The organism is Citrobacter amalonaticus (assembly GCF_018323885.1).
Lineage (GTDB): Bacteria > Pseudomonadota > Gammaproteobacteria > Enterobacterales > Enterobacteriaceae > Citrobacter_A > Citrobacter_A amalonaticus.
Map to the genome: position 1 here is coordinate 3858357 of NZ_AP024585.1, position 24868 is coordinate 3883224.

The window sequence follows — 24868 nt, forward strand, 5'->3', positions numbered from 1 at the left end:
ATGTTGATTCTGAAAAATGTCACCGCCGTACAACTTCATCCGGCCAGCGTGCGTGAAGGGGTGGATATTGCAATCGACAAAGACGTTATTGTTGAGGTGGGTGACGCCCTGACGCAGCGCTATCCGCAAGCGCAATGGAAAGAGATGCATGGGCGAATCGTGATGCCAGGCCTGGTCTGTGCGCATAACCACTTCTACTCCGGTTTATCGCGCGGGATCCAGGCCAATATCGCCCCCAGCCCGGACTTTATCTCAACGTTGAAAAACCTGTGGTGGCGCCTGGACCGGGCGCTGGACGAAGAGTCGCTCTACTACAGCGGACTAATTTGCTCGCTGGAGGCGATTAAGAGCGGATGCTCTGCGGTTATCGATCACCATGCTTCACCAGGCTACATCCAGGGCTCGCTCTCTACGCTGCGTTCAGCCTTTTTAAAAGTCGGTCTGCGGGCAATGACCTGCTTTGAAACCACCGACCGTAACGAAGGTATCAAAGAGCTACAGGCAGGCGTCGAAGAGAATATTCGCTTCGCCCGTCAGATAGACCATGCGCGAGAGAGCGGTAGCGAGCCGTACCTGGTGGAAGCGCACATTGGCGCGCATGCCCCCTTTACCGTGCCCGATGCCGGTCTGGAGATGCTACGCGAGGCCATCAACGCGACCGGGCGCGGGCTGCACATCCATGCGGCGGAAGACCGCTACGATGTCTCCCACAGTCATCATCTGTACGGTAAAGACCTGCTGGTCAGGTTGGCGGAATATGGGCTCATTGACCGTAAAACGCTGGTCGCACACGGCTTGTACTTGTCTGCGGAAGATATCGCCCTGCTGAATCAGCAAGATGCCTTCCTGGTACACAATGCCCGCTCCAACATGAACAACCATGTGGGCTATAACCACCATCTTACCCATATTCGCAATTTGGCGCTGGGGACGGACGGTATCGGCTCCGACATGCTTGAAGAGATGAAATTTGCCTTCTTCAAACATCGCGACGCGGGCGGTCCTCTGTGGCCTGACAGCTTTGCGAAAGCTCTGGCGAACGGCAACGAACTGTTGCACCGCAACTTCGGAGAAAACTTTGGCCAACTGGAAGCCGGTTATAAAGCCGATTTAACCCTCCTCGACTATTCGTCGCCGACGCCGCTGATTGCTGAAAACGTTGCCGGGCATATCGCTTTCGGTCTCGGTTCAGGCAGCGTGCACAGCGTGATGGTGAATGGCGTGATGGTGTATGAAGACCGTCAGTTTACTTTCGATACCGATTCCATTTATGCGCAGGCCCGAAAAGCCGCCGCCAACATGTGGCGGCGAATGGATGCGCTGGCATAGCCCATACCCTCTCCTGAACGGGAGAGGGAGTGATGAGGAATGATGATGATTGAACAATTTTTCAGGCCCGACTCCGTTGACCAGGCGCTGGAACTCAAGCGCCGCTATCAGGAGGACGCCGTCTGGTTTGCCGGGGGCAGCAAACTTAACGCCACGCCAACGCGTACCGATAAGCGGATTGCCATTTCATTGCAGGATCTGGAACTGGAGTGGATTGACTGGGACAATGGCGCATTGCGTATTGGGGCGATGACTCGCCTGCAACCGTTGCATGACGCCCGCTATCTCCCGGCGGCACTGCGTGAGGCGATAGGCTTTATCTACTCCCGCCATCTTCGCAACCAGTCGACCCTCGGCGGCGAGATTGCCGCGCAACAGCAAGAGTCCGTGTTACTCCCCGTCCTGCTGGCGCTGGACGCCCAGTTGGTGTGTGGTGATGGCGAAACTCTGTCGCTGGAAAGCTATCTCGCCGATCCACGCGATCGCCTGCTCACCGAAATTATCATTAAAGATCCCTTCCGCCCTTGCGCCACGCGCAAAGTGAGCCGTTCACAGGCCGGATTAACCGTCGTGACGGCGGCGGTCGCGTTGACTGAGCACGGTGGCATGTGCATCGCGCTGGACGGCGTGGCGGACAAAGCACTGCGCCTGCGTGACGTGGAAACACAAACGCGAGAAGGTACGGAACTGGAACAGGCGGTCGCAAACGCCCTGTTCCCACAGGATGATATTCGGGGCAGCGCGGCCTATAAGCGCTATATCACCGGCGTGGTTGTCGCCGATCTGTATGCCGACTGTCTGATGGCCGGGGAGGACGTTGTATGATGATTCACTTCACATTGAACGGCATGGCCCGTGAAATGAAGATTAACCCGGGCGAAAACGTACAGAAGCTGCTGTTTAGCCTCGGCATGCACTCCGTGCGCAACAGTGATGACGGATTCGGTTTCGCCGGTTCGGACGCGATTCTCTACAACGGTCGCATCGTCAATGCCTCATTACTGATTGCCGCGCAGTTGGATCACGCGGAGATTCGCACCAGCGAATCACTCGGTCAATGGAATGCGTTGAGCCTGGTACAACAGGCGATGGTGGATGTCGGCGTCGTGCAGTCCGGTTATAACGATCCGGCCGCCGCATTGATCATCACCGATCTGCTGGAACGAATCGCGAATCCTACCCGTGAAGAGATTGACGATGCGTTGTCCGGCCTGTTCAGTCGTGATGCGGGTTGGCAGCAATATTATCAGGTGATCGAACTGGCGGTGGCGCGTAAAAACGATCCGCAAGCCCGTATGACTGTCGCCCCCACTTTCCGCGACGATCTCGCGGTGATTGGTAAACCCTGGCCAAAAACCGATGCGGCCAAAATGGTCCAGGCCAAACCCTGCTATGTGGAAGACCGTATCACCCCAGACGCCTGCGTAATTAAAATGCTGCGCAGTCCGCACGCCCATGCGTTGATCACTCATCTCGACGTCAGCAAAGCCGAAGCATTGCCCGGCGTGGTTCACGTGATCACCCACCGCAACTGCCCGGATATCTATTATACGCCCGGCGGGCAGAGCGCGCCTGAACCCTCCCCGCTTGACCGCCGCATGTTCGGCAAAAAAATGCGCCATGTCGGCGATCGTGTTGCCGCCGTGGTTGCAGAGAGCGAAGAGATTGCGCTGGCCGCGCTCGAACTCATTGATGTGAAATATGATGTGCTTAAGCCGGTATTGTCGATAGACGAAGCCATGGCAGACGATGCACCCGTCGTACACGATGAACCGGTAGTGTACGTTGCAGGCGCGCCACAGACACTGGAAGAAGATAACCGCCATGCCGCCCAACGTGGCGAGCACATGGTCATCAACTTCCCGATTGGTTCACGCCCGCGGAAAAATATCGCCGCCAGCATTCATGGTCATATCGGCGATATGGAGAAAGGGTTTGCCGAAGCGGATGTGGTCATCGAGCGCACTTATCACTCCACACAGGCGCAGCAGTGTCCGGCAGAGCCTCACATCTGTTTTACGCGCATGGACGGCGATCGCCTGATCATTCACGCCTCAACTCAGGTACCGTGGCACCTTCGCCGCCAGGTTGCCCGTCTCGTTGGCATGAAGCAGCACAAAGTCCACGTCATTAAGGAACGCGTCGGCGGCGGCTTTGGTTCTAAACAGGACATCCTGCTGGAAGAAGTCTGCGCATGGGCGACCTGCGTGACCGGACGCCCGGTCTATTTCCGCTATACCCGTGAAGAGGAGTTTATTGCCAATACCTCCCGTCACGTTGCAAAAGTCACGGTCAAACTTGGCGCGAAGAAAGATGGTCGCCTGACGGCGGTCAAAATGGACTTCCGCGCCAATACTGGCCCATATGGCAACCATTCGTTGACCGTGCCGAGCAACGGCCCGGCGCTCTCGTTACCGCTGTACCCCTGCGACAACGTCGATTTCCAGGTCACCACCTACTACAGCAATATCTGTCCGACGGGGGCGTATCAGGGCTATGGCGCGCCGAAAGGCACCTTTGCGATGACGATGGCGTTAGCCGAACTTGCCGAACAACTGCACATTGATCAACTGGAGATCATCGAACGCAATCGGGTTCACGAGGGACAGGAACTGAAAATTCTCGGCGCGATCGGTGAAGGGAAAGCGCCAACCTCCGTTCCTTCCGCCGCCAGTTGCGCACTGGAAGCGATCCTGCGTCAGGGACGGAAGATGATCGACTGGTCGTCGCCCAAACCACAGGACGGTGACTGGCGTACCGGTCGCGGGGTCGCCATTATTATGCAGAAATCAGGGATCCCGGACATCGATCAGGCGAACTGCATGATCAAACTGGAGTCCGATGGCACTTTCATCGTCCACTCCGGCGGCGCAGATATTGGCACCGGGCTGGATACGGTTGTCACTAAACTGACGGCGGAAGTGCTGCACTGTGCGCCAGAGGAAGTGCATGTCATTTCCGGCGATACTGACCATGCACTCTTCGACAAAGGCGCTTACGCCTCATCCGGCACCTGCTTCTCGGGGAACGCGGCGCGTAAGGCAGCAGAAAACCTGCGTGAGAAAATCCTCTTTCATGGAGCGCAGATGCTGGGTGAACCCGTTGCTGACGTTCAACTGGTAGCACCTGGCGTTGTACGCGGCAAGCAGGGCGAAGTGAGTTACGCTGAGATCGCGCACAAAGCGGAGACGGGAACTGGTTTTGGCACGCTGGTCGCCACGGCCAGTTACATCACCGCAGACTTCGCATTTCCGTATGGGGCGAACTTCGCCGAAGTCGCGGTGAATACCCGAACCGGCGAAATCCGTCTCGACAAGTTCTACGCACTGCTGGACTGTGGCACACCGGTCAACCCGGAACTCGCACTCGGGCAAATCTACGGGGCGTCAATGCGGGCCATTGGCCATAGTCTGAGCGAAGAGATCCTCTATGATGCCGAAGGCCATCCGCTGACCCGCGATCTGCGCAGTTACGGTGCGCCAAAAATTGGCGACATCCCTCGGGATTTTCGTGCCGTTCTGGTGCCAAGCGACGATAAGGTTGGCCCCTTTGGTGCCAAATCGATCTCTGAAATTGGCGTTAACGGCGCGGCACCGGCCATTGCCACCGCTATTCATGATGCCTGTGGCGTATGGTTACGCGAATGGCATTTCACACCGGAGAAAATACTGACCGCGCTGGAAAAAATGTAACAACGTGGGCCGCTCAGGCGGCCCGCTCACATGACTCAATAACGATTAAATGCCGTCTGCGGAAATGAGATAAGCCGTTCTCAGGGCAACCTGCGCCTCAAATTCGCAGAATTTAATTCTGCTGATTCAGATGATCAAATTTACTTATTAAGGAGTGAAGGGATGTCTGATATATCACGTGCAGGCTCAGATCTGATTTACGAACTGGAGGATCGCCCTCCCTTTCATCAGTCTATTATCGGCGCGATCACCCACCTGCTGGCCATCTTTGTCCCCATGGTCACGCCCGCATTAATTGTTGGCACCGCGCTACAGCTCTCAACGGAAACCACCGCCTATCTGGTCTCAATGGCGATGATTGCATCTGGCATCGGCACCTGGCTGCAGGTCAATCGCTATGGCATGGTCGGTTCCGGCTTACTCTCGATTCAGTCGGTCAACTTTTCGTTTGTCACGGTAATGATTGCACTGGGCAGCGGGATGAAAAACGATGGATTCCACGAAGAGTTGATCATGTCATCGCTGCTTGGCGTTTCATTTGTCGGGGCATTTCTGGTGGTGGGATCGTCTTTCATTTTGCCTTACTTGCGCAGGGTCATCACGCCGACCGTCAGCGGCATTGTGGTGCTGATGATTGGCCTGAGCCTGATTAAAGTCGGGATTATCGATTTTGGCGGCGGCTTTGCGGCGAAAAGCAGCGGCACCTACGGAAATTACGAGAATATCGGCGTCGGGTTGCTGGTGCTGATCGTGGTGATCGGTTTTAACTGCTGCCGCAGTCCGTTACTGAGAATGGGCGGCATCGCGATCGGGCTGTGCGTGGGTTATATCGTCTCTTTGTGCCTGGGCATGGTGGATTTCAGCAGTATGCGCAATCTGCCGTGGGTCACCATCCCGACCCCTTTTAAGTACGGTTTCCAGTTCAACTTTCATCACTTTCTGGTGGTGGGGACCATTTATCTGCTCAGCGTGCTGGAAGCCGTCGGCGACATTACCGCGACCGCGATGGTGTCCAGACGCCCCATTCAGGGAGATGAATACCAGTCACGCCTGAAGGGCGGCGTGCTGGCCGATGGGCTGGTCTCCGTTATTGCCTCTGCGGTAGGTTCACTGCCATTGACGACCTTTGCGCAAAACAACGGCGTTATCCAGATGACCGGCGTCGCCTCTCGCTATATCGGCCGCACCATCGCCGTCATGCTGGTGCTGCTTGGACTGTTTCCCATGATTGGCGGCTTCTTTACCACTATTCCTTCGGCGGTGCTGGGGGGGGCGATGACGCTAATGTTCTCGATGATCGCAATCGCCGGGATCCGCATCATCATCACGAACGGGCTTAAGCGCCGTGAAACGCTGATTGTTGCCACCTCGTTGGGACTGGGGCTGGGCGTCTCCTATGACCCGGAAATATTCAAAATCCTGCCGGCCTCAATTTATGTGTTGGTGGAAAACCCCATCTGCGCGGGCGGTCTGACCGCCATTCTACTGAATATCATTCTCCCAGGAGGCTACCGGCCTGAAGAAGTGCTGCCGGGCATCGTCTCCCCGGAGGAAACGGATTAACGGTAAAGGAGTTTACGATGTCTGGAGAACACACGTTGAAAGCGGTACGCGGCAGCTTTATTGATGTCATCCGCACCGTTGAAAACCCGGAAGAGATCGCCTCAGCGCTGCGATTTTTGGAAGACGGATTGCTGCTGATTCGCCAGGGAAAAGTCGAATGGTTTGGTGAGTGGGAAGCAGGAAAACAGCGGATCCCTGATGCCATCCGTGTCCGTGACTATCGCGGAAAACTGGTCGTGCCGGGATTCGTTGATACGCATATCCACTACCCCCAGAGCGAAATGGTCGGTGCCTATGGCGAGCAGTTGCTGGAATGGCTGAATAAGCACACCTTCCCGACCGAAAGACGCTATGAGGATCTGGAATACGCGCGCGAGATGTCAGCTTTTTTCATCAAGCAACTGTTGCGTAACGGCACCACCAGCGCGTTGGTTTTTGGCACGGTGCATCCGCAGTCCGTGGATGCGCTATTTGAAGCCGCCAGCCATATCAATATGCGCATGATCGCCGGCAAAGTGATGATGGATCGTAACGCGCCGGATTACCTTCTGGACGACGCCGAGAGCAGCTACCTGCAAAGTAAGGCGTTGATTGAGCGCTGGCATAAAAATGGCCGCCTGCTGTATGCCATCACGCCGCGCTTCGCCCCGACCTCGTCACCGCAACAGATGGCGATGGCGCAGCGTCTGCGGGAAGAATATCCCGATACCTGGGTACATACCCATCTCTCTGAAAACAAAGACGAAATTGCCTGGGTTAAAGAACTCTATCCTGAACATGACGGCTATCTGGATGTGTACCACCAGTACGGGCTGACCGGCAAAAATTGCGTCTTCGCCCACTGTGTCCATCTGGAAGAGAAAGAGTGGGATCGCCTGAGCGAAACCCACTCCAGCATCGCCTTTTGTCCGACCTCAAACCTCTACCTCGGCAGCGGTTTGTTCAATCTGCAAAAAGCCTGGAGGAAGAAGATCAACGTCGGTATGGGAACCGATATCGGCGCCGGTACCACCTTCAACATGCTGCAAACGCTGAACGAAGCCTACAAAGTGGTGCAACTACAGGGGTACCGACTCTCGGCATACGAAGCCTTTTACCTGGCGACGCTCGGCGGCGCGAAAGCGCTGGGCCTCGACGATCTGATTGGTAACTTTATGCCGGGCAAAGAGGCGGACTTTGTGGTGCTGGAACCGACAGCGACGCCGCTGCAACAACTGCGCTATGACAACTCAACATCCCTGGTCGACAAATTGTTCGTGATGATGACGCTGGGCGACGATCGCTCAATTTACCGCACTTACGTCGACGGACGTCTGGTGTACGAACGGACCTGACAGAACGCTAACATCCTGCTGAGGACATCATTATGTCTGGAGATATTCTGCAAACCCCCGGCGCGTCGAAACCACGCAGCGCGCTGGATAATTACTTCAAGATTACGGCGCGTGGCAGTACCGTGCGTCAGGAAATACTGGCCGGGTTGACCACCTTTCTGGCGATGGTCTATTCGGTCATAGTCGTGCCCGGAATGCTGGGGAAAGCGGGATTCCCACCCGCCGCCGTCTTTGTCGCCACCTGCCTCGTCGCAGGCTTCGGCTCGCTGTTGATGGGCCTGTGGGCCAACCTGCCGATGGCGATTGGCTGTGCTATTTCGCTGACCGCCTTCACCGCATTCAGCCTGGTGCTGGGACAACACATTTCGATTCCTGTCGCCCTCGGCGCGGTTTTCCTGATGGGGGTCATTTTTACCGCTATCTCGGTCACCGGCGTCCGGACCTGGATCTTACGAAACTTACCCATGGGTATCGCGCATGGCACAGGGATTGGCATCGGGTTGTTCCTGTTGCTGATCGCGGCGAACGGCGTCGGTATGGTGATTAAAAACCCGTTGGAAGGGCTTCCGGTGGCACTCGGCGCATTTACCTCTTTTCCGGTTCTGATGAGTCTGCTGGGTCTGGCGGTCATCTTCGGGCTGGAGAAATGCCGCGTCCCTGGCGGGATCCTGCTGGTGATTATCGCCATCTCGATTATCGGATTGATATTTGACCCTGCCGTTAAATATCACGGCCTGGTCGCCATGCCCAGCCTGAGCGGTGAAGACGGTAAGTCTCTGATTTTCAGTCTTGATATCATGGGCGCCTTACAGCCTGCGGTGCTGCCCAGCGTACTGGCGCTGGTGATGACGGCGGTATTTGATGCTACCGGCACCATCCGCGCCGTCGCCGGACAAGCGAATCTGCTGGATAAAGACAACCAAATCATCAACGGCGGTAAAGCGTTGACCAGCGACTCCATCAGCTCCGTATTCTCCGGTCTGGTGGGCGCAGCGCCAGCCGCCGTCTATATTGAATCCGCTGCGGGAACCGCCGCCGGTGGAAAAACAGGACTGACCGCCGCCATCGTCGGCTGTTTGTTCTTGCTTATCCTGTTCTTATCGCCTCTCTCTTACCTCATACCCGGCTATGCGACGGCGCCTGCGCTGATGTACGTCGGCTTACTGATGCTCAGTAATGTCTCAAAACTGGATTTCAATGACTTCATCGATGCGATGGCTGGTCTGGTCTGCGCGGTCTTTATCGTCCTGACCTGCAATATCGTCACCGGCATTATGCTCGGTTTCGTGACGCTGGTTGTCGGTCGCGTTTTTGCCCGGGAATGGCAGAAGCTGAACATCGGTACCGTCATTATTACCGTCGCGCTGGTGGCGTTCTACGCCGGCGGATGGGCTATTTAAGCGAGGCTCCGCGCCAACGCGCGCGGAGCTGTTCTATCGGCCTCGCCATTCAGGAGAAAACGCATGAGCGCCATAGATTCCCAACTTCCCTCACCGTCGGGGCAAGGCCGCGCCACCGATGAGGTCGACCGTATATTATCGCCTGGCAAGCTGGTCGTACTCGGTCTGCAACATGTGCTGGTCATGTACGCAGGCGCGGTCGCTGTACCGCTGATGATTGGCGACAGACTCGGCCTCAGCAAAGAAGCTATTGCGCTGTTAATCAGCTCGGATCTCTTCTGCTGCGGGATCGTGACCCTGCTGCAATGTATTGGCATCGGTCGCTTTATGGGGATTCGCCTGCCCGTGATTATGTCGGTGACGTTTGCCGCGGTGACGCCGATGATTGCGATTGGCATCAATCCGGATATCGGTCTGTTGGGCATTTTTGGCTCAACCATTGCCGCTGGCGCGATCACCACACTCTTAGCGCCGCTTGTCGGTCGCCTGATGCCCTTATTTCCACCGCTGGTAACGGGCGTGGTGATCACCTCGATTGGTCTGAGCATTATTCAGGTGGGCGTTGACTGGGCTGCAGGCGGAAAAGGTAATCCTGAGTATGGGAATCCGGTCTATTTAGGGATTTCATTTGCGGTCTTAATCTTTATTTTATTAATCACCCGATTTGCCAAAGGCTTCATGTCCAACGTCGCGGTCCTGCTGGGGATCATCTTTGGCTTTGCGTTGTCATGGATGATGAATGAAGTGAATTTGTCAGGCCTGCACGATGCCTCGTGGTTCGCGATTGTCACCCCCATGGCCTTCGGCACCCCTGTCTTTGATCCGGTGTCGATTCTGACCATGACGGCTGTGTTAATCATTGTGTTTATTGAATCGATGGGGATGTTCCTGGCGCTCGGCGAAATCGTCGGTCGCAAACTCTCATCGCAGGATATCATTCGCGGCCTGCGCGTGGATGGCGTCGGGACAATGATTGGCGGAGTATTTAACAGCTTTCCCCACACCTCATTTTCCCAAAACGTTGGCCTGGTCAGCGTCACGCGCGTGCACAGTCGATGGGTCTGCATCGCTTCCGGCGTCATCTTAATTTTGTTTGGCATGGTGCCGAAAATGGCGGTTCTGGTCGCCTCCATTCCGCAGTTCGTCCTCGGCGGCGCGGGTCTGGTGATGTTTGGTATGGTACTGGCAACCGGGATCCGCATTCTCTCGCGCTGCAATTACACCACAAACCGTTACAACCTCTACATTGTGGCCATCAGCCTGGGCGTCGGCATGACGCCGACGTTATCGCATGACTTTTTTTCTCGCCTGCCTGCCGTTCTCCAGCCGCTCCTGCATAGCGGCATTATGCTGGCCACCTTCAGTGCTGTCGTACTGAATCTGTTTTTCAATGGCTACCACCACCATACCGGGCTGGTGCAGGAATCCGTCTCGGATAAAAACCTGAAGGTCAGAACGGTTCGAATGTGGTTACTGATGCGCAAGTTGAAAAAAAATCAGCAGGATGAATAGTATGAATCTCTTTTGGCGCTGCCTGATTACCTTGCTGTTGCTCATGCTGATGTCGATACCCGCCATTTCTGACGGCATTGCGCTGGGTATCGAAAGTCGCTTCCGGTTTATGCTGCTGTTTTTCTAAAATCACGCCCCGCTCCCGACATCCGTACCGCAAGATGCGGATGTCACATTCCTGTGTTAAACGCTCCCGGCGTTAATCATTTCATCGTGAGATCTCATATACTGGTGTGCGCTTGAGATTGACAGTGAGACATTATGCGACAGGAACACGTCATTTTACTGGATGCACAGGACACCCCTTCCGGCACGCTGGAAAAATATACCGCCCACACCGTTAACACACCATTGCATCTCGCCTTCTCCTCCTGGCTGTTCAATACAGAGGGACAGCTGTTGGTGACTCGCCGTTCGCTGGAAAAAAAAGCGTGGCCAGGCGTCTGGACTAACTCGGTCTGCGGCCACCCTCAACAAGGTGAAAGTCACGAAGAGGCTGTTATCCGCCGCTGTCGTTATGAGCTGGGCGTAGAGATTGCCAGTCTGACTCCCGTCTACCCGGCATTTCGCTATCGCGCGACCGATCCCAGTGGGATCGTCGAGAATGAGGTCTGCCCGGTCTATGCAGCACGGGTGACCAGTGAACTGCAGGTCAATCGCGATGAGGTGATGGATTATCAGTGGAGCGATCTGGAGGCGGTTTTACGCGGAATTGACGCGACGCCGTGGGCTTTCAGTCCGTGGATGGTGATGCAGGCGTCAAACGATACGGCGCGAGCGTCACTCCTTAACTTTAGCCGTCAGCAATAAAAAACCCCGGCATGTCAGCCGGGGATTTTTTTATTAGCCGTCGCCGTGAAGCTTATTTGACCGGACGCATCGCCGGGAACAGGATCACGTCGCGGATGGTGTGGCTGTTGGTGAACAGCATCACCATACGGTCGATACCAATACCCAGACCCGCGGTCGGCGGCAGACCATGCTCCAGCGCGGTAACGTAGTCTTCGTCGAAGAACATCGCTTCGTCGTCGCCCGCCGCTTTCGCGTCAACCTGATCCTGGAAGCGCTGCGCCTGATCTTCCGCATCGTTCAGCTCGCTAAAGCCGTTACCGATCTCACGACCGCCGATGAAGAACTCAAAGCGATCGGTGATTTCCGGGTTCTCGTCATTACGACGCGCCAGCGGAGACACTTCTGCCGGGTATTCGGTAATGAACGTCGGCTGAATCAGATGCGCTTCGGCCACTTCTTCGAAAATTTCCGTCACGATACGGCCCAGACCCCAGCTCTTCTCGACCTTGATACCAATGGATTCAGCAATCGCTTTGGCGGAGTCGAAGTTATCCAGTTCAGCCATTTCCGTTTCCGGACGGTATTTCTTAATAGCCTCGCGCATAGTCAGTTTTTCGAACGGTTTGCCGAAGTCGAACACTTCATCGCCGTAAGGCACTTCCGTTTTACCCAACACGTCCTGCGCCAGCGTACGGAACAGAGACTCGGTCAGTTCGATCAGATCTTTATAGTCCGCATAGGCCATGTAGAGTTCCATCATGGTGAACTCTGGGTTATGACGCACGGAGATCCCTTCGTTACGGAAGTTACGGTTGATTTCGAATACGCGCTCGAAGCCGCCAACCACCAGACGCTTCAGGTACAGTTCCGGCGCAATACGCAGGTACATGTCCAGATCCAGCGCATTGTGATGGGTGATAAACGGACGCGCAGACGCACCGCCTGGGATCACCTGCATCATCGGGGTCTCAACTTCCATAAAGCCGCGACCGACCATGAACTGGCGGATGCCTGCCAGGATCTGAGAACGCACTTTAAAGGTGTTGCGGGATTCATCGTTAGAGATGAGATCCAGATAGCGCTGACGATAACGCGCTTCCTGATCCTGCAAACCGTGGAATTTATCCGGCAGCGGACGCAGCGCTTTGGTCAACAGACGCAATTCGGTGCAGTGGATAGACAGTTCGCCGGTTTTGGTTTTGAACAGCTTTCCTTTGGCGCCGAGGATGTCGCCGAGATCCCATTTTTTGAACTGCTCGTTGTAAACACCTTCCGGCAGATCGTCACGGGCAACGTACAGCTGAATGCGGCCACCCACGTCCTGCAACGTCACAAAGGACGCTTTCCCCATGATACGACGGGTCATCATGCGGCCTGCAACGGACACCTCGATGTTCAGCGCTTCCAGCTCTTCGTTCTCTTTCGCATCGAAGTCAGTATGCAGTTGGTCTGAGGTGTGATCGCGACGGAAATCGTTCGGGAAGGCGATACCCTGCTCACGCAGGCCAGCCAGTTTCTCACGACGCGTTTTCAGTTCGTTATTAAGATCGGCTACCGCGTCAGCGCCCTGTGCGTGTTGTTCAGACATGTTGGTTCCTCATAACCCTGCTTTCAAACTTGCTTCGATAAATTGATCCAGGCTGCCATCCAGCACCGCCTGCGTGTTGCGGGTTTCAACCCCGGTACGCAAGTCTTTAATGCGGGAGTCATCAAGGACGTAAGAACGGATCTGGCTTCCCCAGCCGATGTCGGATTTAGTGTCTTCCATCGCCTGCTTCTCAGCGTTTTTCTTCTGCATTTCCAGTTCATAAAGCTTCGCTTTCATCTGCTTCATGGCCTGGTCTTTATTCTTGTGCTGGGAGCGGTCGTTCTGGCACTGCGTCACAATCCCGGTCGGGATGTGGGTAATACGCACCGCGGATTCCGTACGGTTAACGTGCTGACCGCCCGCACCAGATGCGCGATACACGTCGATACGCAGGTCCGCCGGGTTGATTTCGATATCAATATCGTCATCCACTTCCGGGTAAACGAACGCGGAGCTAAACGAGGTATGGCGACGACCACCGGAGTCGAACGGGCTCTTACGCACCAGACGGTGAACGCCGGTTTCCGTACGCAGCCAGCCGTAGGCATATTCGCCAGAAATCTTAATGGTCACGGACTTGATCCCGGCCACTTCCCCTTCTGACTCTTCAATAATTTCGGTCTTGAAGCCGCGTGCTTCTGCCCAGCGCAAATACATACGCTCCAGCATGCTTGCCCAGTCCTGCGCTTCAGTACCGCCGGAACCGGCCTGGATATCGAGGTAGCAATCGGCGCTGTCATATTCGCCGGAGAACATACGGCGGAACTCCAGTTGCGCTAGTTTTTCGTCAAGCGTATCGAGTTCAGCAACGGCTTCGTTAAAGGTTTCTTCGTCGTCGGCTTCTACAGCCAAATCCAGCAGGCCGGAAACATCTTCCAGACCCTGAGACATTTGGTCGAGGGTGTCGACAATCGCTTCAAGCGAGGAACGTTCCTTACCCAGCGCCTGTGCGCGTTCGGGTTCGTTCCAGACGTCAGGCTGTTCCAGCTCGGCGTTTACTTCTTCCAGACGCTCTTTCTTGGCATCATAGTCAAAGATACCCCCTAAGAACGTCAGAGCGCTCCGTGAGGTCCTGAATGCGGTTTTTTACCGGATTAATTTCAAACATGGTCTGATTTCTTTTATTGGACTTGTCAAAATGCGGTGATAAGAGCGGGATTGTACCCAATCCACGCGCTTATTTATAGAGAATAGTGACGGGAAATTGGTCAGATTACACGGGCCAGATATTATCGATGATGATCTGCAAACTGCGGTTGCCGCGAAATTCGTTAATATCCAGTTTGTAGGCCAGCTCGACTTCGCGCACGCCGTTATCCGGCCAGCAGGCAGTGTCGACGTTAAAGGCGATGCCGTCTAACAGCGGTCCTCCGCCAACGGGTTCGACCATCACTTTCAAATGTCGCTCGCCAACCAGACGCTGCTGAAGCAGGCGAAAACGCCCGTCAAACAGCGGTTCCGGGAACATTTGCCCCCACGGACCGGCATCACGCAGCAGTTGCGCAACCTCCATCGTCATCTCCGCGGCGCTGAGCGGGCCGTCAGAGACCACTTCCCCCTGTAACAGCGAGGGATCCAGCCATTCCGTGACCAGCTCGCCAAAACGCTGCTGGAACAGGTCGAATTTTGCCTCTTCCAGCGACAGTCCCGCCGCCATCGCATGGCCGCCGAATTTAATCATCAACCCCGGATGCAACGTATCCAGCCGCTCCAGCGCATCACGCATGTGCAGTCCCTGAATGGAACGTCCGGAGCCTTTTAGCGTGCCATCGCCAGCCGGTGCGAAAGCGATCACCGGGCGGTGAAAACGCTCTTTAATGCGCGAGGCGAGGATCCCGACCACCCCCTGATGCCACTCAGGATGATACATCGCCAGACCTCCGGGCAGCGTTTCGCGACTGCGTTCCAGCTTCTCGCACAGGGTCAGCGCTTCCGCCTGCATTCCCTGTTCAATCTCTTTACGGGTCTGGTTTAACGCATCCAGTTCGTTAGCCAGTACCCGCGCTTCGCCAATGTTATCGCACAACAGCAGCGCCACGCCGACGGACATATCATCCAGCCGACCCGCCGCATTCAGACGCGGGCCAAGCGCAAACCCTAAATCGCTGGCGGCGAGTTTTTGCGCATCACGGTTGGACACTTCCAGCAACGCTTTGATCCCCGGACGGCATTTCCCGGCACGAATGCGGCTTAAGCCCTGCCAGGTGAGGATTCGGTTGTTGGCATCCAGCGGCACCACGTCCGCCACAGTGCCCAGCGCGACCAGATCGAGCAGATCCGCCAGGTTTGGCGGCGCAATGCCGCGTTCGTCAAACCAGCCTTTGTCGCGCAGGAAGGTACGCAGGGCGAGCATCAGGTAAAACGCCACGCCCACACCGGCCAGCGATTTCGAGGGGAAATCACAATCGGGCAGATTCGGGTTGATGATGGCTTCGGCGGCGGGCAGCGTCTCGCCCGGCAGGTGGTGATCGGTGACCACGACCGGGATCCCCAGCGCCCTGGCGTGATCCACACCGGCATGGGAAGAGATACCGTTATCGACGGTGACGATCAGCTGCGCGCCACGCGCATGGGCCTGATCGACCACTTCCGGACTTAAGCCGTAACCATCCTCAAAGCGGTTTGGCACGAGGTAGCTGATGTTATCGCAGCCCAGAGCGCGCATACCCAGCACGCTCAGGGCGGTACTGGTCGCCCCATCCGCATCGAAATCGCCGACAACAATGATGCGCGTCCCCTCGCGAAAGGCGTTATAGAGAATTTCGACCGCTTTTTCGACGCCGCTCAGTTGCTGCCATGGCAGCATGCCTTTGACGCTGCGCTCAAGATCCTGAGCACTGCGTACGCCACGACTGGCATACAGGCGACGTAGCAGCGGCGAAAGGTCGGCAGGCAGTTCTACCGACTCATCGACTTCCCGCCGACGAAGTTGTATCTGTTGTTTCACGCGAATTACTTACCACTGGTCTGTTTTTGGTGCTCGTCAAGAAACGCTTTCATCTCTTTCGGTCCCTGATAGCCTGGCACGACATAGCCGTTGCTCAGCACAATCGCCGGTGTACCGCTTACGCCAAACTGTACGCCCAGCGCATAGTGATCCGCGATGTTCACCTCGCAGGTCGCCGCTTTCACGCCTTTGCCTGCCATCGCGTCGTCAAACGCTTTGGCTTTGTCTTGCGCGCACCAGATTGACTTCATATCCTGCTCGGCCTGACTATCCAGTCCCTGACGCGGGAAGGCGAGATAGCGCACGGTAATGCCCAGCGCATTGTAGTCCTTCATCTCTTCATGCAGCTTGTGGCAGTAGCCGCAGGTGATATCGGTAAAGACGGTAATGACGTGTTTTTCCTGCGGCGCCTTATAGACGATCATTTCGTTTTCCAGCGCGTTCAGATGCTTCATCAGCAGCTGGTTGGTCACGTTGACTGGCGTCGCGCCGCTGACATCGTACATTGGCCCCTGAATGATGTGTTTACCGTCTTCTGTCACATACAGCACGCCGCTGTTGGTCAGCACCGTTTTCATCCCGGCAACCGGGGCGGGTTGAATATCCGTGCTCTGCACGCCCAGTTTCGTCAGAGACTGACGGATCGCGGCGTCGTCGGCGTGTGCCAGGCCGGAAAACGCAGTGGTCAGCAGGGTAAACAGCATTAAACCTTTTTTCATAACCTTTCCTGTTCGCTCAGCATTCACGCTCTTGGGTGATGCTGTTGATGAAGTTGACGCAGGCGCGCTGTCGCAACATGAGTATAAATCTGCGTGGTGGAGAGATCGCTGTGACCCAGCAACATCTGCACCACGCGTAAATCGGCGCCATGATTGAGCAAATGCGTGGCAAATGCGTGGCGTAAAACGTGCGGCGACAGCTTTTCACTGTCGATTCCCGCTAAGACGGCATAGTGCTTAATGCGGTGCCAGAAGGTCTGGCGCGTCATCTGCTGCGCGCGCTGGCTGGGAAACAGCACGTCAATCGATACGCCGTTCAGCAGCCACGGACGCCCATGTTCCAGATACGTCTCCAGCCAGTACACCGCCTCTTCGCCCAATGGCACGAGACGCTCTTTATTGCCTTTACCAATCACCCGCACTACGCCCTGACGCAAGCTGACATCGCTCATCGTCAGTCCGACCAGTTCAGACACGCGCAGTCCAGTGGCATATAAAATCTCAAGCATGGCTTTATCGCGTAACTCCAGCGGTTGGTCAACCACGGGAGCTTGTAATAACCGTTCTACTTGCGCTTCACTGAGATCCTTCGGCAGACGCTGCGGGAGCTTGGGCGATGCCAGCGTCGCGCTTGGATCGTCGGTGCGAATTTTCTCGCGGTAAAGATGCTGGAATAGCCGCCGCACCGCGCTCAGCAGTCGTGCGGTACTGGTAGCTTTATACCCACCGTCCATCCGCTCGGCCAGCAAGGCCTGCAGATCGTCACTTTGCGCGGTTTCCAGCGACACCTGACGGTGCGCGAGCCACTCCACCAGCATGGTCAGATCGCGGCGATAGGCGCTCAGCGTATTTTCCGCCAGATTTTTCTCCAGCCAGAGCGCATCAAGGAATTGTTCGATGCGCGCAAGATCCTGTTCCACATCTGCTCCTTTGATTCTGCAGTCTGCCATTATGACTCAATGATACGGGTTTCTGGTACACTACGCGCAAAGTCATAGCAAGTATTGAGACGTTTACGCGATGAATATTGGTCTTTTTTACGGTTCCAGCACCTGCTACACCGAGATGGCTGCGGAGAAAATTCGTGACATCATCGGCCCGGAACTGGTGACGCTGCATAATCTGAAAGATGATGCCCCGGCCCTGATGGAGCAGTACGATGTGCTGATCTTAGGCATTCCCACCTGGGATTTCGGTGAAATTCAGGAGGACTGGGAAGCCGTCTGGGATCAACTGGACGAACTCAACCTCGAAGGCAAAATTGTCGCGCTTTACGGTATGGGCGACCAGTTAGGCTACGGCGAGTGGTTCCTTGACGCGTTGGGCATGTTGCATGACAAACTGTCGACCAAAGGCGTCAAATTCGTCGGTTACTGGCCTACCGAAGGCTACGAGTTCACCAGCCCTAAACCGGTCATTGCCGATGGGCAGTTGTTCGTCGGTCTCGCACTGGATGAAACCAATCAATACGATCTCAGCGATGAGCGTATTCAGGCGTGGTGCGAGCAGATTCTCGGTGAAATGGCCGAGCACTATTCCTGATAACCGTTTTGCCGGATGATGGCGTGAACGCCTTATCCGGCCTACATGACACACCGCATAGTAGACCTTAAAGCTGCCCGCCATCAGGCATTCGTCGGCGCTACCCTTGCGTCGACGGTTGCATCATCAGGCGGCGTAAATCCCGCCATTCCGCCTTATCCATACTGTCAGCCGCGAGCCACAAATGCTGGCGTTTACCGGTTTCAGAGCGCAAGCGCAGCATCATGCCGGTTTTGATCATCCACGGTGCACTGACGATAAGCCAGTCCTGCCCCTGCCAGCGGAGTCGTCCATCCATCAGAAGTTTGACCTCTCCCTGACGGGCGTTAATTCGCCGCTGGCTGCGGACACAGTCAAACACCACCAGCGAAAGCAGTATCAACCACAGCGGCGTGTAGCTCAGCGGCCATGGCATTAATAGAATCGCCGCGGCCACCAGCCCATGCAGAAGGAGTGATAGCCACTGTGCGCGCCATGAGACGCGGAGATCAGATTGCCACAGGACCACGATCCCGATTCCGTGTCTGGATGAGTCGTACCATCTGCTCCAGTTCAGCATCTGCCGGTTTACCGTGATTCATCAACCAGTTGAATAAATCCGGGTCATCACACTCCAGCAGGCGGATAAAAATACGTTTTTCATCATCACTCAACGTGTCGTATTCATGTTCGAAAAACGGCATGATGGAAATATCGAGTTCACGCATACCGCGTCGGCATGCCCAGTGAATACGTGCTTTATTGTTAATATCCATGTTCTTCTTCCTGTCTCACTCAAATGAACTACCCGGCTATTGTAACGTGTTTTTCATCCTGTTTTGCGGGAATATCCATAACCACAAGCGCGATCGCTAATTAAATCCCCAATAAGTCAATGGGTTCATGTTTTCTGGATGCCGCCTCGCAATCTGTAAGATAAGGCACAAATGGGACTATCAAAGCGCTTGCATTGGGCCATAGCTCTTTTACCATTAGTCATTATCACTGCGTTAAGCAAATCAGGACATTTTTATGGCATTTACTCCATTTCCACCTCGTCAACCCTCAGCTTCAGCGCGTTTGCCCTTGACGCTGATGACGTTAGATGACTGGGCGCTGGCCACGATTACCGGGGCTGACAGCGAGAAGTATATCCAGGGTCAGGTGACAGCTGACGTGAGTCAACTGACTGAACACCAACACGTCCTGGCCGCCCACTGCGACGCTAAAGGAAAAATGTGGAGCAACCTGCGGCTGTTCCGCGACGGCGACGGTTTTGCCTGGATTGAACGCCGTAGTCTGCGTGATGCGCAGGTGGGCGAACTGAAAAAATACGCTGTGTTCTCGAAAGTGACGATTGCCCCAGACGACGAACGCGTACTGCTCGGGGTGGCAGGTTTCCAGGCGCGTGCCGCACTGGTGAATCTGTTCAGCGAACTGCCCGACAGCGAAAAGCCTGTCACGCATGAAGGAGCGACGACCCTGCTGTGGTTTGAACATCCGGTAGAACGCTTCCTGTTGGTTACCGATGTGGCAACCGCGGAAACCGTAACCGAAAAACTGCGTGGTGAAGCCGAACTGAATAACAGTCAGCAATGGCTGGCGCTGGATATCGAGGCCGGTCTGCCGGTGATTGATTCAGCAAACAGCGCGCAGTTTATCCCGCAGGCGACTAATCTCCAGGCGCTGGGCGGTATCAGCTTTAAGAAAGGCTGTTATACCGGTCAGGAGATGGTGGCACGAGCGAAATTCCGCGGGGCGAACAAACGCGCGTTATGGTCTCTGGCGGGTAAGGCCAGTCGTGTACCGGAAGCGGGTGACGATCTTGAAATGAAAATGGGTGAGAACTGGCGTCGTACTGGCACCGTCCTCGCGGCAGTGCAACTGGATGACGGTCAGCTACGGGTACAGGTGGTGATGAACAACGATATGGAGGCCGACAGCGTATTCCGCGTGCGCGACGATGCCAACACGTTGCACATCGAACCGCTGCCCTATTCACTGGAAGAGTAATTCATCAGCACTTGATGTCGCTTCGCTTATCCGGTCTACGGGGAAAAGTCGTAGTCCGGATAAGACGGTAAAGCATCACATCACGCCTGTCCTACGTACAAATAGATGGCCAGAAAGTGGCATACGCTGCCGCCCAGCACAAACCCGTGCCAGATAGCATGGTTGTAGGGAATACGCTTACTGACGTAGAAAATCACTCCCAGCGAATAGACCACGCCGCCTACGGCCAGTAGCGTTACGCCGCCCGCCGCCAGTTTGATCGCCAGTTGATACACCACAATCAGTGACAGCCACCCCATCGTCAGATAGGTCACCAGCGACAGCACTTTAAACCGGTGGGCTATCGTCAGTTTGAATAAAATGCCGAGCAGCGCCAGACTCCAGATAACGATCATTAGCCCACGCGCCAGCGGTGAATTTAGCCCAACCAGCAGAAACGGCGTATAGGTCCCGGCAATGAGCAGGTAAATCGCACAGTGGTCGAATTTTTTCAGCCAGATCTTCGCCCGCTGATGTGGTATCGCGTGATACAGGGTCGACGCCAGAAACAGCAAAATCATGCTGCCGCCGTACAGGCTGTAACTGGTAATCGCTGTCGCACTGGCATTCATGTCCACCGCCTGCACCAGCAACAACACCAGACCGACGATACCAAACACCAGCCCAATACCATGACTGATGCTGTTGGCGATTTCCTCTGCCAGTGAATATCCTTGCGCGATTAATGGCTTCTGGACCATAACTTACTCCGGAGAAACGAACTTGTTCGTGATTGCGCCTCTAGCGTAACTGAGAATGGTTCCAGTGAACACCTGTTAGCTAAAATAAATATCATTTTAAAACTAATCGTTATAAATCAAAATGTTGAAACGAATTTTTCAACTAACAGTTGTTCATTTAATTCAAAGGCATTTAAAATCAATCACATAAAACTGTGACTGATTCGGGTAAATCTCGCCAATCACCCGCTTCAGTTCCTCCAGCGTCATGTTTTCCTGTTGTGCATGTTTTTCCGTCAACGTGTCGAGCGTGACGGTTGACGTTCCCAGCACCTCAATTGTGCAAAAATAGCCATCGTCCTCGAAACGCCCTACCCGCAGAATGTCACCGGTCCTGAAGTGAGATTCTGACTCATCACGAATAGTGATCGTTTTACGCCCTGCCAGAATGTCGTCCTGGAAACGCTGAAAAAAAGTGATGTCATTTGGCTGCATGTTATTATTCCCTTTAGGTAAAATCTGATGAGTGAGTATTGCCATAGTGAGTATGTTCTCCCACGCTGCCATCGCCAGTCTCAACAACATTGAGATGTTGGTCTACAACTATGTCATCAAGAACCGTGACAAAGTCATGTACATGACCATTCGGGAGCTGGCTGAAGCGGCGGGTGTATCGACCACCACCGTGTTGCGTTTCTGTCGCAAGCTTAACTGTGAAGGCTACTCTGAATTTCGCGTACGCTTTAAATTATATTTAGAGCAGAACGAACCGCAACAGGCTAATTTTGGCGCCAGCGAAATTATCAGTTTCTTTAAAGGCGTAAATAACGATGAATTTGATCAATTACTCGATCAGGCTGTAGAGATTATTTTATCGTCCGAGCGCATTATATTTGTCGGTGCCGGTACCTCAGGTGCCCTGGCGAAATATGGCGCGCGTTTTTTCTCAAACGTCGGGAAATTCAGCAACCACATTGATGATCCTTATTTCCCGGTGACGAACGATATGGCACGTAATGCGCTGGCGATTGTGTTATCGGTCTCTGGCGAAACCGAAGAGATCCTGCGCTTTGCCAGCCAGTTCAGCCTGCATAACTGCAAAGTGCTTTCGATTACCAGCCATGAACACTCGCGCCTCGCCAAACTGGCGGACTTTAATCTCTCCTGGCATGTGCCGCAAACCCGCATTGCTGGCGTGTACGATATCACCACGCAAATTCCCGTTATTTATATTCTCGAATCCCTTGGCCGAAAGCTGGCGAAAAAAATAGCGTAAAAAAACAGACTGTTTTTTGGCGGTAACAAATTACCGTTTCGCTATTTTGTTATATCGTGACATTTACCTTCCCTTTGTTAGACTCAAATCAGTTTGTATTAATTTGAGATGACGCAACGATGAAAAAACTCACCTTACCAAAAGATTTTCTCTGGGGCGGCGCGGTTGCTGCACATCAGGTTGAAGGCGGCTGGAACAAAGGCGGTAAAGGACCGAGCATTTGTGACGTTCTGACCGGCGGCGCGCATGGCGTACCCCGTGAAATCACTCAGCAGGTGGTGCCGGATAAATATTACCCAAACCACGAAGCGGTCGATTTTTATGGTCACTATAAAGAAGACATCAAGCTGTTTGCCGAAATGGGCTTTAAATGCTTCCGCACGTCCATCGCCTGGACCCGAATCTTCCCACAAGGTGACGAAACACAGCCAAATGAAGAAGGGCTGAAATTCTACGACGACATGTTTGATGAATTGCTCAAGTACAATATCGAACCGGTCATTACCCTTTCTCACTTTGAAATGCCGTTGCACCTGGTTCAGCAGTACGGCGGCTGGACTCACCGCAAGGTCGTTGATTTCTTTGTTCGTTTTGCCGAAGTGGTGTTTGAACGCTATAAGCATAAGGTCAAATACTGGATGACCTTCAACGAAATCAACAACCAGCGCAACTGGCGTGCGCCGCTGTTTGGCTATTGCTGCTCTGGCGTTGTTTATACCGAGCACGAAAACCCGGAAGAGACCATGTACCAGGTGCTGCACCACCAGTTTGTTGCCAGCGCGTTAGCCGTGAAGGCGGCGCGTCGCATCAATCCGGAGATGAAGGTGGGCTGTATGCTGGCGATGGTCGCGCTGTATCCGTTCTCCTGCAAGCCAGAAGACGTCATGTTCGCCCAGGAATCCATGCGCGAGCGTTATGTTTTCACTGACGTTCAGTTGCGCGGTTACTACCCGTCCTATGTCCTCAACGAGTGGGAGCGTCGCGGCTTTAACATTAAAATGGAAGACGGCGATACCACGATTCTGCGTGAAGGTACCTGCGATTACCTCGGCTTCAGTTACTACATGACCAACGCAGTGAAGGCCGAAGGCGGCAGTGGCGATGCCATTTCGGGGTTCGAAGGCAGCGTACCGAATCCGCACGTCAAAGCCTCCGACTGGGGCTGGCAGATTGACCCGGTGGGTCTACGCTACTCGCTGTGCGAACTGTATGAACGTTACCAGAAACCGTTGTTCATCGTTGAAAACGGCTTTGGCGCTTACGATAAAGTAGAAGACGATGGCAGCATTAACGACGACTACCGCATTGACTATCTGCGCGCCCATATCGAAGAGATGATGAAGGCGGTCACGTATGACGGTGTGGATCTGATGGGTTACACGCCATGGGGCTGTATCGACTGCGTCTCTTTCACCACCGGCCAGTACAGCAAACGTTATGGCTTTATCTATGTGAACAAGCACGACGACGGCACGGGTGACATGTCCCGTTCACGCAAGAAGAGTTTCGACTGGTACAAAGCCGTGATCGCCAGCAACGGCGAGGTGCTGTGAGCTTTTGCCGGATGACGGTGTAAACGCCTTATCCGGCCTACATGCTCTTTCGGGAAAGGGAATATAAGCCGGATATCGCGCAGCGTTATCCGGCAAACATTACATTACTTCCCGCCCGCCAGTTCCAGAAAACTGCCCGTGACATACGACGCTTTCTCGCTCAGCAGCCAGGCTATGGCCTGCGCCACCTCTTCCGGCTGTCCGCCGCGCTGCATAGGTAACATCGACTTCACGCGATCCACCCGTCCAGGCTCGCCACCGGAGGCGTGGATTTCGGTGTAAATTAACCCCGGACGTACACCGTTGACCCGTATACCCTGCGCCGCCACCTCCAGCGCCAGTCCCGTCGTCAGAGAATCGACAGCCCCTTTCGACGCCGCATAGTCAACATATTCCCCCGGCGCGCCCAGCCGCGACGCCGCTGACGACACGTTCACAATCGCCCCGCCGTGACCGCCGTGTTTGTGCGACATCCGCTTGACCGCTTCGCGACAGCAGAGGAAATACCCCGTCACGTTGGTCGCTAACACGCGGTTAATCCGCTCGGCAGAGAGGTTTTCGATTGTACTTTGTTCAAACAAAATTCCGGCATTATTGACCAGCGCCACCAGCGGCTCATTTTCACGGTCGATCGATTCGAACATCGCCACGACCTGCGCTTCGTCACTGATATCTGCACGCAGGGTAAACGCGTTCCCGCCGGCGGCGACTATCTTATTCACCACCTCGGTGGCAGCCCGAATATTATGATGAAAATTAACGGCAATCGTGTAACCCTCATCTGCCAGCTGCAACGCGGTCGCGCGCCCAATGCCACGACTGCCGCCGGTAACCAGTGCGATTCCCATAGCGTTCTCCCGATATGAAAAAGCCGGGTGGCGGCTTCGCCTTACCCGGCCTACAAATGATT

The 24868-nt window shown here is 54.8% G+C and carries 23 protein-coding genes; 13 read left to right on the forward strand and 10 right to left on the reverse strand.

The window, feature by feature from the left end; translation table 11 throughout:
• The 9 genes from ssnA to idi all read left to right on the forward strand — a co-directional run bounded on the left by ssnA (window position 1) and on the right by idi (window position 11640).
• Window positions 1–1329, forward strand: coding sequence for a putative aminohydrolase SsnA (gene ssnA, locus KI228_RS18250; protein WP_044264399.1), 1329 nt, complete (start codon window positions 1–3; stop codon window positions 1327–1329).
• Between the two features lie 45 nt (window positions 1330–1374).
• Window positions 1375–2154 carry a molybdopterin-dependent oxidoreductase FAD-binding subunit gene (gene ygfM, locus KI228_RS18255; protein WP_042999377.1) on the forward strand — a complete coding sequence of 260 codons (780 nt, stop codon included), beginning with the start codon at window positions 1375–1377 and terminating at the stop codon, window positions 2152–2154.
• Complete coding sequence (locus KI228_RS18260; protein ID WP_061069614.1) at window positions 2151–5021, forward strand: molybdopterin-dependent oxidoreductase Mo/Fe-S-binding subunit; 2871 nt, start codon at window positions 2151–2153, stop codon at window positions 5019–5021. Before ygfM ends, KI228_RS18260 begins: the two co-directional genes overlap by 4 nt.
• A gap of 162 nt (window positions 5022–5183) precedes the next feature.
• Entirely contained in the window at window positions 5184–6584 is a 1401-nt protein-coding gene (locus KI228_RS18265) for a nucleobase:cation symporter-2 family protein (protein ID WP_042999375.1), read from the forward strand.
• A 17-nt stretch (window positions 6585–6601) separates the two neighbouring features.
• Entirely contained in the window at window positions 6602–7918 is a 1317-nt protein-coding gene (guaD, locus tag KI228_RS18270; RefSeq protein ID WP_061069613.1) for a guanine deaminase, read from the forward strand.
• Between the two features lie 32 nt (window positions 7919–7950).
• Window positions 7951–9318 carry a guanine/hypoxanthine transporter GhxQ gene (ghxQ, locus tag KI228_RS18275; RefSeq protein ID WP_042999373.1) on the forward strand — a complete coding sequence of 456 codons (1368 nt, stop codon included), beginning with the start codon at window positions 7951–7953 and terminating at the stop codon, window positions 9316–9318.
• 63 nt (window positions 9319–9381) lie between these two features.
• Window positions 9382–10830, forward strand: a complete 1449-nt coding sequence (locus KI228_RS18280) for a nucleobase:cation symporter-2 family protein (RefSeq protein WP_061069612.1) — start codon at window positions 9382–9384, stop codon at window positions 10828–10830.
• 1 nt (window position 10831) lies between these two features.
• Complete coding sequence (locus KI228_RS24355; RefSeq protein ID WP_099433739.1) at window positions 10832–10957, forward strand: hypothetical protein; 126 nt, start codon at window positions 10832–10834, stop codon at window positions 10955–10957.
• A gap of 134 nt (window positions 10958–11091) precedes the next feature.
• Window positions 11092–11640: an isopentenyl-diphosphate Delta-isomerase gene (gene idi / locus KI228_RS18285; protein WP_061069611.1), complete on the forward strand. Its 549-nt coding sequence runs from the start codon at window positions 11092–11094 to the stop codon at window positions 11638–11640.
• 52 nt (window positions 11641–11692) lie between these two features.
• Here the strand turns inward: idi and lysS are convergent, their stop codons facing one another.
• The 5 genes from lysS to xerD form a co-directional block, all read right to left on the reverse strand.
• Window positions 11693–13210: a lysine--tRNA ligase gene (gene lysS / locus KI228_RS18290; protein WP_042999370.1), complete on the reverse strand. Its 1518-nt coding sequence runs from the start codon at window positions 13208–13210 to the stop codon at window positions 11693–11695.
• 9 nt (window positions 13211–13219) lie between these two features.
• A protein-coding gene (prfB, locus tag KI228_RS18295; protein ID WP_099433741.1) for a peptide chain release factor 2 occupies window positions 13220–14318 on the reverse strand; the annotation gives its coding sequence in 2 pieces (ribosomal slippage) (window positions 13220–14242 and window positions 14244–14318; 1098 coding nt in all).
• A 105-nt stretch (window positions 14319–14423) separates the two neighbouring features.
• Window positions 14424–16157: a single-stranded-DNA-specific exonuclease RecJ gene (recJ, locus tag KI228_RS18300; protein WP_042999369.1), complete on the reverse strand. Its 1734-nt coding sequence runs from the start codon at window positions 16155–16157 to the stop codon at window positions 14424–14426.
• A 5-nt stretch (window positions 16158–16162) separates the two neighbouring features.
• Window positions 16163–16876 (reverse strand): bifunctional protein-disulfide isomerase/oxidoreductase DsbC, encoded by a 714-nt coding sequence (dsbC, locus tag KI228_RS18305; RefSeq protein WP_042999368.1) that lies wholly within the window; start codon window positions 16874–16876, stop codon window positions 16163–16165.
• 23 nt (window positions 16877–16899) lie between these two features.
• Window positions 16900–17796, reverse strand: coding sequence for a site-specific tyrosine recombinase XerD (gene xerD / locus KI228_RS18310; RefSeq protein WP_042999367.1), 897 nt, complete (start codon window positions 17794–17796; stop codon window positions 16900–16902).
• Window positions 17797–17896: 100 nt separating this feature from the next.
• Between xerD and fldB the strand changes: the two genes are divergently transcribed.
• Window positions 17897–18418, forward strand: a complete 522-nt coding sequence (gene fldB, locus KI228_RS18315; protein ID WP_042999366.1) for a flavodoxin FldB — start codon at window positions 17897–17899, stop codon at window positions 18416–18418.
• A 100-nt stretch (window positions 18419–18518) separates the two neighbouring features.
• Here the strand turns inward: fldB and KI228_RS18320 are convergent, their stop codons facing one another.
• A complete protein-coding gene (locus tag KI228_RS18320; protein ID WP_044254016.1) occupies window positions 18519–18926 on the reverse strand; it encodes a protein YgfX in 408 nt (135 codons plus the stop codon).
• Window positions 18907–19173 (reverse strand): FAD assembly factor SdhE, encoded by a 267-nt coding sequence (gene sdhE, locus KI228_RS18325; RefSeq protein ID WP_042322123.1) that lies wholly within the window; start codon window positions 19171–19173, stop codon window positions 18907–18909. The genes KI228_RS18320 and sdhE overlap by 20 nt, the downstream gene beginning before the upstream one ends.
• A gap of 256 nt (window positions 19174–19429) precedes the next feature.
• Between sdhE and ygfZ the strand changes: the two genes are divergently transcribed.
• The gene (gene ygfZ / locus KI228_RS18330) at window positions 19430–20410 is read left to right on the forward strand and encodes a tRNA-modifying protein YgfZ (protein ID WP_061069610.1); all 981 of its coding nucleotides are present in this window, start codon (window positions 19430–19432) and stop codon (window positions 20408–20410) included.
• A gap of 80 nt (window positions 20411–20490) precedes the next feature.
• Here ygfZ and trhA read toward each other — a convergent pair whose 3' ends face one another.
• Together trhA and yqfB are read right to left on the reverse strand one after the other, a co-directional pair.
• The gene (gene trhA / locus KI228_RS18335; protein WP_044264418.1) at window positions 20491–21150 is read right to left on the reverse strand and encodes a PAQR family membrane homeostasis protein TrhA; all 660 of its coding nucleotides are present in this window, start codon (window positions 21148–21150) and stop codon (window positions 20491–20493) included.
• A 162-nt stretch (window positions 21151–21312) separates the two neighbouring features.
• Entirely contained in the window at window positions 21313–21624 is a 312-nt protein-coding gene (yqfB, locus tag KI228_RS18340; protein ID WP_042999362.1) for a N(4)-acetylcytidine aminohydrolase, read from the reverse strand.
• Window positions 21625–21676: 52 nt separating this feature from the next.
• Here yqfB and KI228_RS18345 point away from each other — a divergent pair, with 52 nt between their 5' ends.
• Complete coding sequence (locus KI228_RS18345) at window positions 21677–22405, forward strand: MurR/RpiR family transcriptional regulator (protein ID WP_044264419.1); 729 nt, start codon at window positions 21677–21679, stop codon at window positions 22403–22405.
• Window positions 22406–22524: 119 nt separating this feature from the next.
• Complete coding sequence (gene bglA, locus KI228_RS18350; RefSeq protein ID WP_141227643.1) at window positions 22525–23958, forward strand: 6-phospho-beta-glucosidase BglA; 1434 nt, start codon at window positions 22525–22527, stop codon at window positions 23956–23958.
• A gap of 104 nt (window positions 23959–24062) precedes the next feature.
• Here the strand turns inward: bglA and KI228_RS18355 are convergent, their stop codons facing one another.
• Complete coding sequence (locus tag KI228_RS18355; RefSeq protein ID WP_061069608.1) at window positions 24063–24806, reverse strand: SDR family oxidoreductase; 744 nt, start codon at window positions 24804–24806, stop codon at window positions 24063–24065.
• Between the last annotated feature and the right edge of the window lie 62 nt (window positions 24807–24868).